The organism is Acidithrix sp. C25 (assembly GCF_904848545.2).
Genome location: NZ_CAJHCI020000004.1, coordinates 1 through 12,289, shown reverse-complemented (window position 1 = coordinate 12,289; position 12,289 = coordinate 1). Strand labels below are relative to the sequence as shown.

Sequence of the window (12,289 nt, the reverse complement as noted above, 5' to 3'; positions counted from 1 at the left end):
GGAGTGCATGGGATCGTTAATCCAAAGCTCTTAAGCAATTTGGCCATTGTGCTTGTGACGCTTTATAAAAGTAACAAAATTCTCCAAAGGGCAACGAGCAAGCGCCTGGAGTGTTTGTAGCCCTTTAAAATTATAAGCAATTTGCCATAAAAGGTCTATTTTGTGGACCGCATCTATCTTGTTTCTCATGGCCGTTGACAGACGTTGATAGGGCTTGGGAAGTTCGCTGCTAACAGCCCCTAGGATTTTAGCTGGACAATGGTCCTTGGATCTTGAGAATTTTCGGGGAATTGACAAAAGACAAGAACAAGATCGCTCCTCGACAGTTCGGTATTTGTATAAGTTCTTTCTCTTGTGGGACAACCGCCCTAATATTCCAGCGGTAAAGGAGGTAGATGAGAGCTTAGGGGTGAAATCTAAAGGCGAGCTATCTAACTTTGAGGTCGTTATCTTTTTGGATCGATGGAGTCTTTATGTCTTTGCGATAGCAAATAGTCAGCTTCTTTTCATTGTAAATGGCAATTTGAACCCGCATGAAGGAAGATATGACTGGTGTTGAACCTAGCGCCTTGATCAAAAATGCTCTCATTTAACCATCAGGTTGAGTCTTTAAATAGATAAGATTCGACTGATTGGCACATAGAGACGTTGACCGCTATTGGCCAGAGCCAAAGCTCAAGATGGTGGCGCACTCTTCCTGAGCCGAATGAGACAGAACGCCCTATTAGAGGGTTGGTAGGCCTGCATCTCTAACGATGGAGTCATTTATATTTTTGTAAATTATGTGATTATATTTGAGGCAATGACTTCTCGAGATTAGATTGATCTGTATAACTTTTGCGCCGCCAAGTATCGAGTGGATCGGATGTTTTCGATTGTGCAACCTGACTGTTTAACTACTTCTGTTGAGGTTAAGTTGTGATTTTGTAAATATGCTCTAGTCGTATGAGGCACCGTTAAGGCGTTGGGTTGGCATATGTTCGATGATATTAAGGTTGCCTAAAAATTGATTTCGAGAAAAGTTTCTGGTTTTACTCGATTCCTAGCCGGACCGTTAGCGACAATTGTTGGTAGAGCTTCGAGGGCTAGTGGTCGGGGCTCAGGGGAAGCAGTAGCTGGTTTGATATTAAATCGGCTTGATCCAGGTGGTATCGAACGCATCTCGAGGGACAAGTCGATTGTTTTGGTGAGTGCAACTAACGGCAAAACGACTACTACAGCCATGTGTGTTTCGGTGTTATCGAAAGTTGCGCCGGTCTTCACTAATGCGTCTGGAAATAACATGACTCCTGGCGTAGCCTTGGCTTTGGAGAATTCGAATAAATCGAAGATCGGAGTTCTTGAAGTTGACGAAGCGCATTTAGGTGAAGTCGCACGACGTACTGGCGCGCAGTGGCTAGTACTCATGAATCTCTCACGGGATCAGTTGGACCGCATTAGTGAAGTCAAATCCTTGGCGCTTCGTTGGAAGAAATTGATCGACCAAAATCCCGAAATTTCCGTGATTGCTAATGTAAGTGATCCCCACATACATTTTGCGACAATGAATTGCAACAAAGTAGTTCGTGTTGCGCTTGGTAATCAGTGGAAACTGGATTCGACAGTATGCCCTGTCTGTGATTCGGCGCTTGAGTTTGGCAAAAATGAGTTTTATCGTTGTATTGATTGTGACTTTCGAATGCCTACTGCCAAATATAGCTTCGAAAGCGAGGTGCTCTATAGGGATAAGTCGGCGATCGGAACAGTCCATGTCGGACTTCCTGGTCATTTCAATGCGTGCAATGGGGCATTGGCAGCTATCTTGGGAATTGAGTGGGGCCTATCCCCAGAGGATGCACTCCTGAGCGTTTCCAAGGTTCGAACCGTAGCGGGACGCTATGACACGATCGAACATAAGGGTCTTTCGCTGACAACTTTGATGGCTAAAAATCCAGCCGGTTGGCAAGCGTTGATAGATATGTTAGCTAGTGATGAGCGAGACATCGTAATTGGTATCAACGCCAGAGTGGCAGACGGTAGAGATACTTCATGGCTTTACGATGTAGACTTCGGGCGTTTTTCAAACCGTCGGGTTATATGTTTTGGCGATCGACGATGGGATATTGGCCTTCGTCTTAGCTATGCCAATGTAGATCATGAGGTTGTTGAATCTTTCGAACGGGCTCTGAGCCACGTCGTTGGCTCTGAGGCTGTCGTCGTTGGAAACTACACCGCGTTCCAGGATGCGAGATCGACCCTTAGGGTATCGAGTCGCCCAAATATCAACGGAGGTGTCTAAGGATGGCTACGTCCAAGTTTAAAGTGGTGTTGGTCTATCCAGATCTTTTGGGCACATATGGCGATTCGGGCAATGCTGAGATATTAGTGAGGCGGGCAACTCTTCGAGGAGTTGATGCTGAGCTGAGGGTGGTCCACTCTCAGGAACGCTTAGATGATTCAGGTGATGTTTATGTTCTAGGCGGAGGGGAGGATGGACCCCAACAGGCGGCAGTCGATGCTCTGCGGAGAGATGGAGTCTTGAAAGAGGTTCATCAGCAGGGTCGTCAAATATTAGCCATTTGTGCCGGATTTCAGATAATTGGGGAGTCCTTTGCAACCTCGGACGTGGATAACGTCCCAGGGTTGGGCCTGATACCGGTCGTTACGCGGCGCGGTCGCCAACGGCGTTGTGTCGGCGAGCTCCTCTGTGAGGCGTCGTCGGAGCTTGGAATTGCGTTGTTAAGTGGATATGAAAACCATGGGGGTCAGACGGAGATATTGGATGGTAATCCGTTAGGGCGTGTGATCCGCGGGGTTGGAAATAGATACGAAGACACCCAGGACGGTTATTTGTCGGATAACGTTATAGCAAGTTATGCCCATGGGCCCCTTCTTGCTAGGAATCCTGCGCTAGCCGATCGACTTTTGGAGAGGGTTCACGGACTCGAACTAGAGTCGCTTCGAAGGCGCGATATAGGTATCGAAGCTGAGAATTTGAGGCGTGAGCGAATCAAAGAGGTTCAAGGCAATAAGGGGTCCGTTCGCACCCTTATGAGACGGTTAACGCAACCTAACTCTAGGACTGTTTGATAACTCTAGCCTTCAGAGTCCTTGTCGGAAAATCTAATTCAGTCAAAGATAGGGCAAAGATAGAGGAGTCATGGAAACGGTATACCCAGGAAAATAAAAGGAACGAGTGCTGAGGAAGTTCTTATGTTTAGCTGATGACGGGGATAGACAAAGGTGCAGTTATCGAGCTTTCTAATGTTGAAGGAATTCCACTCAATGCGCGCTACACCCAGAACACGTCACTGAAGCGAACCGGTGCCATTGGCAAGTTCTCCGCATGTGCGAACCCGTCGATTACGCTCTCGTTCAAGGCAAAGTACGAGAGATGTTGTGAGAGTCCAATCCCTGACCAAACTCGAACTTGACACCTACCTCGGGCACTTGGGATTCTGGCGTAGGATCGCGATGGTTGGAAAGGGCGGCCTGTCGCAATGCCAATGACCGCTTTAGCATCGCCGCCAAGGAGTACCGTGCGAACTTAGCGATTGAACGGGCAAAGGTGACCCTCTTAGAACGCGAGCTTGCTCGTAAGTAGCAGGCGCAAGCTCAAACCTATACATTGTTGGAGTCGCTAAGTAATTGTTGGAGTCGCTAAGGAAGAACCTAGGCGTTAGGGGGGATAGGGAAGATTGATCCCTCTTTCAGGGAGCCAACAAGCCCTAATCCTCATCGCGATGCTAATAGCGCTGGCGTTAGCCTCTCTTTTGACTATTCCACAACTTGCGATCACTAAATCCGGAATCTCGCGAGCATTCGTGATTGATGGTTCGGAAACCGAGACTTATCTAAGAAAGTCAGCTGGTCGAAAGGTTTGATATTCACCTACTCCAAAAGACTGGTAAAGAGTTTCCGGAATGGATGGAAACGTATTACTAGAATAGGTGGAAATGAATTACTGGAATATCCATCCCATCAATCTTTGGGTGATGGCAATGAATACAACCGGTACGACTGACCACGCAGACAGAACAGATTGAGCGTGGATCACTCCAACACCACTGAAGTAGGCGGCGTCGCGAATACCAGTAAGTGCCACACTCATAAGCAAGAGGCCGCGCAACGCTCCGAGCCAACGAGGATGCCACGGAGCCGGGAGCAGACCCCCGCTCGCGCTAGCGAGTGCACCAGGACCACAGTGGCCATGGTTGCGCGAAAGGTGTTGAAGATACCGAGGAACATCGCTGTTCCGCACCTACAACAAGCGACAGGAGAAAGAGGAAGACGATAGTGGCGTGGCCGTTGATGGTTTGAGTACTGAAGCGAGCAATCAACGTTGATAATGCGGCGAGTAGCGATGCAAGCAGGGACGCCGGGGCCCAGCGACCAGTCGGTGAGAGGCTCCGACCCGTAGTCACCGACGCGATCCCGAACAGGTAGCTGGCAATTACAACGCCAAAGACTGGATAGAAGAGGGGTAGCCCCGACGTGTCATTGGGCAGTAGGGGCAACTTGTCGACGGTGTGCAATGGAGCGCTCTGCGAGATCATCGAGTGTAAGAGTTCGTTTCGAGGCCAGATGTCACTGACAGCCCGTTGGCGCCGGCAACGTAGAGAGTTGGATTGCTGCTTAGAGTGAGGACGCCGAATATCCGTCCCTCGCGTAGCGACTCGAGGCCTATTTCGCTCGAGCGAGCCCGGACAAGGTCGAGAGCCCCCGGTTTGCTTTGATTGACATTGATGAACTAGCGCCGGAACGGATGCCGGACTGCCAACCACGTCGACGCGGCCATCGCGCGGGCGTGGTGAGTGATAACCAATCAGCAATACCGCGACGAACACGACGCCGACTGTCAGGGCTTCAGCTACAGGCAAGAAGAAGCCTCGCTCTTGTGATGCGCTGGGCCAATCACGCAAAGTTGTACCCTCTTGAATCTCGGGCCACCGGAACCCTCACACCGCAGATACGACGAGGGTTCCGGTGGCGATGTTAGCGGAGGTCGCCCTGGGCGAAGGCGTGATAGACACCCTCTTCACCGGACGCGGCGTAAAGCTCCCCAGAGGCAGGGTTCTAGTAGTTCCTGAGATTATGGAGGTGATCATGGGTATCACCGTCATCAACTCGATTTCCGTGGCTAGTAAGAGGTCACGGCTGTTCTGGGCACCGATTTTGGTGCAAGCAGCCGAGGTGTCCATCAGTGCTACGACGTTGAAGCCCTCTTCTTTCGCCGATAGGGCTGGGGGACCAAGCAGACATCGGTCGTCAAACCACCTATCAGCAAGTTCGTCTTGCCAGTGGCTCTCACTGCCTCGGCGAAAGCCGGGTCCTCCCAAGCATTGATGACTCCCTCTCGCTTGATGCGCGCGACGAACTCTTCGGGAAGGAACTTTTCGAACTCGGGCAATAGCGGTCCTTGTGCTTCGGTTTCGAGGCTGCTCGTGAGGACAAGAGGTATACCAGCCGCCTCAGCGAAGCGCGCGATGACCGTAACTCACATCTTGAGCTGTGCTGCCAGCAACAAACTGCTCCTTCTCTTCGACCACGAGTTCGCCCGCCCAGCTGATCGTGCCGACGTGGTGGTCGATGAGGACCAGTGCTGTGTTCTCGAAGTCTTCTGACCACCAGATGCGTTCGATGGATCTCGCCAGCGGTCTTGGCTGGTAGCGCAGTCGTACCTCTCAGCAGCTTAGCCGGATGGCGTGCGTGGCGTCGTTGTTCGCAAGGATATGTAGCACCGATCGGCGTGGATCGATTAAGGTGCTCACTGAAGAGGGTCTGAAGCGAATCACTATGGCGGAGCCTATCCACGCCGTAGCAGTCTGTCATTGCTTTGCGAATGTGTTGAGTGGCCAACAGTTGATCGCGCTCTCGGAAATTAGCCAAACGATTTTGGCGCATCTCGAAGTTGAACAGCTAACTAATGTCTACAGAGGAGATTGGCTGCTTATAGGTCGGTGAGCGAATATATACCAACCAGAGAATCTACCCAACCAGAGAATCTCTCGCCTAGGCGCTTTTTGTACCTAGCCTAAGTTGTAACGCTAAAATTAGAACCTAGCTTTTACTTTTTTGCTTTTAATGATTGTTGAGGGCTCGGTTTTGGAATTGTATCCAACTTTGGGTATCTTGGGAATATAGAAAGCAAAAAAACACCCAGATATATAGAGATTGCATCCAGCCTCCGTACGCAAATTGTGTCCGGACAGGTGAGTCGTGGCTCGGTCTTACCGAGCGAGGCGGCCCTTTCACGAACTCATAGGGCTAGTCGGATTACTGTAAGAAAAGCTCTCGATGTCTTGAGAAGCGAGGGCCTTGTTGACTCAAGACAGGGTTTTGGTTGGATCGCGAATTCAGACCCGGTACGTCAGAGCTTAGGGCGCTTCACTACCATTGAAGCCCAGATGTCTGAACGAGGTGTTAAACCGGGCAGGAAGATTATCTCCGCACGGGTTGAGATCGCCGAGGGCCGGCTGAAGGAGATTCTCGGCGAGGGCGAGTTGCTTGTCATAACGAGAATCAACCTCGCCGATGGTAATCCGTTTGCTAGGGTTACAGTTTGGGTTCCGGCGCAAATTGGTGCTCAGTTTTCGATACCTGAACTGGAGGAGGCGAGTTTGTATGATCTTTTGGGGGAGCGGGGTAATCTAGCTAAGCGTCTGAGTCGGGCGGTGCAGACAATTGTGGCCATTGCAATCGACCATGACGATGCCAAGTTGCTTGGAGTACCGCGTGACTCGCCGGCGCTTTGGTGTGAGAGGATTACCTATGATGAAGACGGTGGGGCCAAACTTTATTCAGTCTCCGTCTTTCCTGGTCATAAAACGGAATTTGTTACCGAGTTGGTTAGTGAGCCAGATTCTATAGCTCCTTCGGGTCTGCGTCTAGTGCAATCATAGCCGCTCTTTCGGCGCCGATTTTTCAATTTTTAACCAATTAGTACTGCCTTAGGCTATCTCAGTCCCTCGTTTTATTAGGCGTTAGGTCCAAGTATAAGTCTCCTCGTATCTAGAGTTTGGATCAACCAGGGGTTAGTCCTTGGAGCGATTGGTAGTTAGGTTATAAGTGGATGGGATAACCACCGCTAGACAGCCAAAGAGCGACGGGTAGATGATTTTATCCTTAAAACTGACCTTATAAATAACGAGCTGGCATCGTGTAATTTGGCCTTACCTAAACCGAGAGAAAGCCGTTCCCTGGGAGTACATTGGATAATAAATATGTCGACGTCGACCTTAAGGCTCGGCTCGTCTTTCTCTAGCAGGCTTTTAAATCAGAGTGGCTTGTCGATAAATGGTAATCTTGGCCAACGACTTTTCTTTGAATCTTCAAAGGTGTCGCTAAACCTGGGACGATTCCACTCTGCTATCCAGGAATTATCGCCATTGTCGGCCAAGTCCGGCGTGGAACTTGCTCCGCTTCTTAGCGCAGCGTCCCAGTAGTCGCTGTAGACTTCATCTCCAAGACGGTTGACCGCACTTTGTAACTCTTTGGTTAAATCACGGGGATTTGAACCGCTAGGACTTATTGGCCTGCCAAAGTTTACAACTGTAGAACCGGGGCTAAAGCCTTTTTTATTTTTACCTAGGACCTCATAGGTGCCACCTATGAAGACGGGTACGATGGTCGAGCCTGTCTTTAGGGCTAGCTGCGCGACGCCCCCTTTGAACTCCCTTGCGAAACCGTCAGGGGTTCTGCCGCCTTCAGGAAAGAGAATTAGGTTCCAGTCATCGCGCAGGATCTCTAAGGCTAAATCGGTTGATCTTCTCGATACCCTTGTTCTCTCGATAGGAATTGCTCCTAAGAGGAATGACCAGATGACTGCCTTGTATTTGCGGTCAAAGAAGTAGTCTGCTCCGGCTCCAACAGCCGTCTTGTGGCGAAAGTCATCTGGAAGCACCGAGAGTAGAAGCGGAGTATCTAAGTGAGAGGCATGGTTAGCGGCAAAGATAACAGGTACGTCGATACCCTTTAGGCGATCGGTACCGAGCACTTTTGGGGAAGCAACTATATTTATCGCGGGTTTAGTGACATAGTCAGTTATCAGTGATCGTACAAGACGTACTGAGTACCTTCTAGCCCATTCTGTATCGTAGTTTGCACCGAGTTTTGACTTGGGAATTGTTCTTTCTACATTGGCTGGCCAAGTGGGCCGACCAAGTGGGAAGGGCATAGTTATCTTGCCCAGTAGTCCACGCATTTTTGCCATTGCTCGTCCTTGGTATTAGATCTTTTCGAATTCTAGATTATTCAACTTGAGCCATCAACAGAGGAGGTGAGTGCAAGTGTGTAATCGACGGAGAAGTACCAACATAAGCCGAGGCCATTGCTAATGCGTCATTAAGGGTACTTGCTGCCATGAAACCCAGTCGCTTTGCAACCTTAGGGTCGCCACCAAGAATAATCACTGCTCCGAGGTGGTCAAGTGCGTGGGCTCCCCAGTACCACATATAGAACGGATGAACTCCATGGTATGCGTTACCTGTTCTATAGAGATGGATATACCAGGGGTCCTCAGCGTAACTCTTTTCGTACTTTGCCTCGATCTCAATTGGATCTGTGGTTTCACTTAGGACGTTTTCGTAAAAGTCAATGTAGGAAGGGTGAAAGACCGGGTCAAATTCGTTGCGCGTGGGGTGGCTCATTATCAACACACCTCCCTTTCGCACGAGAGGCTTGTTTTTGTACATATTAAAGAAATACCCAAGTCCCAAACAATAGACCAGAATTGGGTTCATGATCGAATTGACATTGTATGGACCAATGAATGGCAAACCCATAGTCAATATGTCGGATTGTCCAGAGACATGAACCAGTTGTTGCTTGTAGACCCGCTCAAGCGTCTTTTCATGGACGGCGTCTACCTCACCTGCGTTCACGCCAGTAAGGCCATAGGGAGATCTTATGGAGTGAAAGATATTACGAGCCATCCATGGGGGAGTGGCCTCTAGAGCTTTAGATGTGGTGATGAATTTCGCGCGGTCTTTTAGGTTCCACTCCCATTCGCGCTTTTGGAGGAATTCGAATTGCTTTGGAAAGGTGTCGTTATTTAGAGTGGTTTCGATCTGGAAGATCTTGATGCCTGCCTCTTTTATGACTGCTCCCATCCTCCAGTTGGACGAGTGCAACTGCGAATTGTGACGATCCATAAATGACTTAGAGTGGACCATTGTCTTTACGTTATGGTGATGTCTTAGGCTCCGATAGCTAGATAGACCAGTAGCTACGCTCTTGTGGCCGCCATCCATGGAGACTAAATTGACATTTACATAGACTATCAGGTCGCTTTCAGCGGCGCGCTTGGAGATTTCGACCTCTTCGCCCTGTGGCGTGAGGCCTATAAAGCTAAGCCCCTTGGGATCTTCGGCGTCGTGCTGCAAAAGGAGACCGCGTGGGTAAAACGAGTCATAAACTCGATCTCCGACCGCATGGCGAAGTTCGGATTCGGTCATTCGGCGATGGAGAGCTAAAGCAGCTATCAGCACCACGTCCTCGACGCCTGCTCTAGCCGCACGCTCTAATACTGCTTCAATTATTAGGGAGCGAATGTCGGGTGAGACCATTTGAGGAAGAGGAAGCGACACGTCGTCAAAGGCGATTGTCAAGCGCATCCCTGAGGTCAGAAGGGTATCCAACGGATCGCTATCGCCAACTGGGTTGTCCAGAGCATCTTCGATGGCCCCGAGAGGGTCAGATAAAGATGGTAGCGATTCAGGTGCATAGATGACAGATGAACCTTCGGGAAGTTTTTCAATTCGATAGCCTTCGCCGTGCCAAAAGAGAGTTCCCGGATACGACTTGTCTACATTTAGGATAAATCCAGGTCTAGGACTCAATTAGGATGCCTTTCGAGGTGTGTGTGAAACTTTGGATGCAGGGTCAAATGCGATCTTGGTCGCTCCTCTGCGCCCTGAATTTCTAGCGTGATTAATTGCTTCTTCGAAATCTTCGAGGGGATAAATTGTCGATACAAATCGCTCCAAGCCAAGCGAGTTGGCTCTTTGAATAGCGAGTTCAAATGTTCGTATCGTCTTATCTTCGTAGATTTCGCTACCATATGCGTAGGTGCCCACGATAGAGATTTGTTTGTGCCAAAGCGGAGTTAAATCTATTCGCATCGGAGAAGGAAGACCGGAGAGAATTACAGTGCCACCAGGTCTAGTTATTTCGAGTGCATGGCTTAAGGTTTCATTTGTGCCAACACAATCAAATGTGGTATCGAAGCCGCCCATTACCCTATTGGCAACCATGATACCCTTTGACTTTCGCCTTGCAGTTCGACGTAGTTCGTCGTTGGAACGTAAAATCGAGGCACCGAACGAACTAGCTAGTTCGGCTTGGTTTGAGTAGCGGGCTAAGGCACTTACCTTGGCCTCAGGCGCCAAGGTGAAGAGGGCTGCGAGCGTCATCTGACCGACGGTTCCAGCGCCAATAACTGCTACCTCAGAATCGGCCTTGGGCTTAGCTCGCAGAACTCCATGCATGGCACATGCAAGTGGTTCGATCATGAGGGCTGCTTCATTTGAGATCGACTCTGGCAAGTCATGGATTTGGCTCGGGTGGGCGATAAAGTTCTCAGACCATCCTCCGCCAGTTGAATGGCAGTAGCCAGTTTGAATTCCACTATTTAGTGATCCGGAGATGGTGTTTATGCATTTGTCGGTAGCGCCAACGCTGCAGTAGTCACAGAGGGGCGAGATTTCTCGTACGATGCAACTTAATCCCGGTTCAATTACCACTCGCCTTTTAGTCCCATCGTCATTGGGGCAAGCGCAACAATTTCATGGCCGGGGACAAAAGGAAAGCTGGTGAAATCTTCGAAGTATCGAGAAGAAGATGAGTCCAGCATGGATATGTCAGAGCCACAGATTCCGCTCAAAAGTACCTTGCATTGTTGATAAGGAAGGTTTCTATTTGGTAGTTCGAAGTTAGTTGTGAAGTCTAAGGGAGAGACCGACGCATTGAAACGCGAACTAACCACGCTAAGAGTCCGCGTCGCCGCGTACCTCGTTGGAGATCTTGAGAATACTAAAGCTTTCATCGTGCTTTACCAATCGGGAGGAGTAGTTTTGAATGTCCTGGTTGCCGTTCCCAATTTTCTATCGTCCAACCCCGTCTTTTTGCCATCGCTAGTAGGCGCGGTTCTGGATTTACAGCCACCGGGAAGCCAACAGCCTCCAGCATTGGAAGATCGGATGACGAGTCCGCATATGCAACGCATTTGGAGAGGGATACCTCGTATTTATCGGCAAAGTCTCCGAGCAGAATGGCTCGCGCTTCCCCGGTAGGTGGGTTTGATCTAAGTTTCCGGTAAGGCGTCCACGGCTATCGGTCGTCATGGTACATGCGACGATGTCGTCAAAGAGTGGCGCTAATGGTGCTATGACAAAGTCGAGTGCTCCAGTTATCAGTATCGTCTTGTGACCCAATCTGCGGTGATGGCGAATCCGTTCGATAGCCCGAGGAAATGCTTTCTTTAGGAGGTAGGAGTTGAAGAGTTCGTTGGCGTCTTCACTGAGATGAGCCGCTTCTGCCTTTGAATAGCGTCGATAGAAGTTGCGCAGAAAGTCACCTCTATCACTTCGATCAGAGGCTATCAGCGACGGTCCTTCAGCCATTAGCGCGAGCGAAAAAAGTGCTTTCTTACCAAGAGGGAGATCTTTTGTTGCAAACCAGGCATATGCATCGACGACATTGGATGCTATAACTGTGTTCTCTAGGTCAAAAGCTGCCACTTTGAATTCATCGTTCAATATGGATGAGGTGGTACGATCCACTCGAGCGCTAGTGGACTTGCGATCTGGGGTCGTCTTTACTCTTGCGTGTTTGACTACTGAAGGTAGATGAATCTCTGTTACAAAAGAGTCCCAATTGATCAGTCGCGGATCGAATGCAAAATCTAATTGATCTGAGGCGCTTTGCTTATTCCAAAGCGCAAGGAGGTTCTTTACGTCAAAGATAGCTTCGGTCTCCGCGTAGGAGCCATAGAGCTTGACGTATGAAAGGGCTCTATTTATAGCCTCCTTCTTCTCCTCTAAGTCTGTTACGAGTTCGGCTCGTTCCCCTCTGAGGGGAGATGTGAAATTATCGAATCAGCGAATTCTAAATTGGTAGCTAACCTTGCGAGTTGTTTTTGGACCCGACCTCGGCCGGGGAAGTTCCACTCTGGTACCAGGATAGGTTGTCCCTGTGAATCATAAAGTGGGTGTTCTAGGAACCACTCTCGCACTAGGTCGACAAGGACCTTATAGCGTAGAGGATTAGCAGAGCCCGAGGCAACCTGATAGACAGGAATATTTGTCGAAGG

General features: G+C 49.6%; 16 protein-coding genes and 1 pseudogene. 8 read left to right on the top strand and 9 right to left on the bottom strand.

Going from position 1 to position 12,289, the window contains the following annotated elements; genetic code table 11:
* The first annotated feature begins 265 nt into the window (after window positions 1-265).
* From ACIDITHRIX25_RS000000102900 to ACIDITHRIX25_RS000000102875, 6 genes are all read left to right on the top strand, one after another.
* Window positions 266-559 (top strand): hypothetical protein, encoded by a 294-nt coding sequence (locus tag ACIDITHRIX25_RS000000102900; protein WP_201733609.1) that lies wholly within the window; start codon window positions 266-268, stop codon window positions 557-559.
* A gap of 447 nt (window positions 560-1,006) precedes the next feature.
* The gene (locus tag ACIDITHRIX25_RS000000102895; protein WP_201733608.1) at window positions 1,007-2,278 is read left to right on the top strand and encodes a MurT ligase domain-containing protein; all 1,272 of its coding nucleotides are present in this window, start codon (window positions 1,007-1,009) and stop codon (window positions 2,276-2,278) included.
* A gap of 2 nt (window positions 2,279-2,280) precedes the next feature.
* Window positions 2,281-3,069: a type 1 glutamine amidotransferase gene (locus tag ACIDITHRIX25_RS000000102890; RefSeq protein ID WP_052603992.1), complete on the top strand. Its 789-nt coding sequence runs from the start codon at window positions 2,281-2,283 to the stop codon at window positions 3,067-3,069.
* A gap of 134 nt (window positions 3,070-3,203) precedes the next feature.
* Window positions 3,204-3,413: a hypothetical protein gene (locus ACIDITHRIX25_RS000000102885; RefSeq protein WP_201733607.1), complete on the top strand. Its 210-nt coding sequence runs from the start codon at window positions 3,204-3,206 to the stop codon at window positions 3,411-3,413.
* A gap of 44 nt (window positions 3,414-3,457) precedes the next feature.
* On the top strand, window positions 3,458-3,583 hold the full coding sequence (locus ACIDITHRIX25_RS000000102880) for a hypothetical protein (RefSeq protein WP_268749173.1): 126 nt from the start codon (window positions 3,458-3,460) through the stop codon (window positions 3,581-3,583).
* Between the two features lie 94 nt (window positions 3,584-3,677).
* The gene (locus tag ACIDITHRIX25_RS000000102875) at window positions 3,678-3,863 is read left to right on the top strand and encodes a hypothetical protein (protein ID WP_052607221.1); all 186 of its coding nucleotides are present in this window, start codon (window positions 3,678-3,680) and stop codon (window positions 3,861-3,863) included.
* 297 nt (window positions 3,864-4,160) lie between these two features.
* Here ACIDITHRIX25_RS000000102875 and ACIDITHRIX25_RS000000102870 read toward each other — a convergent pair whose 3' ends face one another.
* Complete coding sequence (locus ACIDITHRIX25_RS000000102870) at window positions 4,161-4,901, bottom strand: hypothetical protein (RefSeq protein WP_201732924.1); 741 nt, start codon at window positions 4,899-4,901, stop codon at window positions 4,161-4,163.
* 36 nt (window positions 4,902-4,937) lie between these two features.
* Window positions 4,938-5,318, bottom strand: a complete 381-nt coding sequence (locus tag ACIDITHRIX25_RS000000102865; RefSeq protein ID WP_201732923.1) for a hypothetical protein — start codon at window positions 5,316-5,318, stop codon at window positions 4,938-4,940.
* Between the two features lie 6 nt (window positions 5,319-5,324).
* On the opposite strand from ACIDITHRIX25_RS000000102865, the gene ACIDITHRIX25_RS000000102860 reads away from it, so the two are divergent.
* On the top strand, window positions 5,325-5,603 hold the full coding sequence (locus ACIDITHRIX25_RS000000102860) for a hypothetical protein (RefSeq protein ID WP_213333421.1): 279 nt from the start codon (window positions 5,325-5,327) through the stop codon (window positions 5,601-5,603).
* A gap of 486 nt (window positions 5,604-6,089) precedes the next feature.
* Window positions 6,090-6,881, top strand: coding sequence for a GntR family transcriptional regulator (locus tag ACIDITHRIX25_RS000000102855; protein ID WP_349632153.1), 792 nt, complete (start codon window positions 6,090-6,092; stop codon window positions 6,879-6,881).
* Window positions 6,882-7,255: 374 nt separating this feature from the next.
* Here ACIDITHRIX25_RS000000102855 and ACIDITHRIX25_RS000000102850 read toward each other — a convergent pair whose 3' ends face one another.
* From ACIDITHRIX25_RS000000102850 to ACIDITHRIX25_RS000000102820, 7 genes and pseudogenes are all read right to left on the bottom strand, one after another.
* Window positions 7,256-8,191, bottom strand: coding sequence for a lysophospholipid acyltransferase family protein (locus ACIDITHRIX25_RS000000102850; protein WP_052605656.1), 936 nt, complete (start codon window positions 8,189-8,191; stop codon window positions 7,256-7,258).
* A 37-nt stretch (window positions 8,192-8,228) separates the two neighbouring features.
* Window positions 8,229-9,818 carry an NPN-dependent hydroxyacid isomerase, LarAH14/15/16 family gene (gene larAH / locus ACIDITHRIX25_RS000000102845; protein WP_052605657.1) on the bottom strand — a complete coding sequence of 530 codons (1,590 nt, stop codon included), beginning with the start codon at window positions 9,816-9,818 and terminating at the stop codon, window positions 8,229-8,231.
* On the bottom strand, window positions 9,819-10,721 hold the full coding sequence (locus tag ACIDITHRIX25_RS000000102840) for a zinc-dependent alcohol dehydrogenase (RefSeq protein WP_201733606.1): 903 nt from the start codon (window positions 10,719-10,721) through the stop codon (window positions 9,819-9,821). It abuts the gene before it with no gap.
* A complete protein-coding gene (locus tag ACIDITHRIX25_RS000000102835; RefSeq protein ID WP_201733605.1) occupies window positions 10,715-11,023 on the bottom strand; it encodes an alcohol dehydrogenase catalytic domain-containing protein in 309 nt (102 codons plus the stop codon). Before ACIDITHRIX25_RS000000102835 ends, ACIDITHRIX25_RS000000102840 begins: the two co-directional genes overlap by 7 nt.
* Before the next feature lie 109 nt (window positions 11,024-11,132).
* A complete protein-coding gene (locus tag ACIDITHRIX25_RS000000102830) occupies window positions 11,133-11,759 on the bottom strand; it encodes an HAD family hydrolase (protein ID WP_201733604.1) in 627 nt (208 codons plus the stop codon).
* A 63-nt stretch (window positions 11,760-11,822) separates the two neighbouring features.
* Window positions 11,823-11,999, bottom strand: a pseudogene (locus ACIDITHRIX25_RS000000102825) (acyl-CoA reductase C-terminal domain-containing protein); the annotation flags it as partial.
* A gap of 26 nt (window positions 12,000-12,025) precedes the next feature.
* A partial coding sequence (locus tag ACIDITHRIX25_RS000000102820; protein WP_213333497.1) for a hypothetical protein occupies window positions 12,026-12,289 on the bottom strand: 264 nt, incomplete at its 5' end.

Bases quoted from the DNA above. Each gene is read 5' to 3' on its own strand.
- ACIDITHRIX25_RS000000102885 (WP_201733607.1), top strand. From the start codon at position 3,204: ATGACGGGGATAGACAAAGGTGCAGTTATCGAGCTTTCTAATGTTGAA.
- ACIDITHRIX25_RS000000102835 (WP_201733605.1), bottom strand. From the start codon at position 11,023: ATGAAAGCTTTAGTATTCTCAAGATCTCCAACGAGGTACGCGGCGACG.
- ACIDITHRIX25_RS000000102860 (WP_213333421.1), top strand. From the start codon at position 5,325: ATGACTCCCTCTCGCTTGATGCGCGCGACGAACTCTTCGGGAAGGAAC.
- ACIDITHRIX25_RS000000102890 (WP_052603992.1), top strand. From the start codon at position 2,281: ATGGCTACGTCCAAGTTTAAAGTGGTGTTGGTCTATCCAGATCTTTTG.
- ACIDITHRIX25_RS000000102850 (WP_052605656.1), bottom strand. From the start codon at position 8,191: ATGGCAAAAATGCGTGGACTACTGGGCAAGATAACTATGCCCTTCCCA.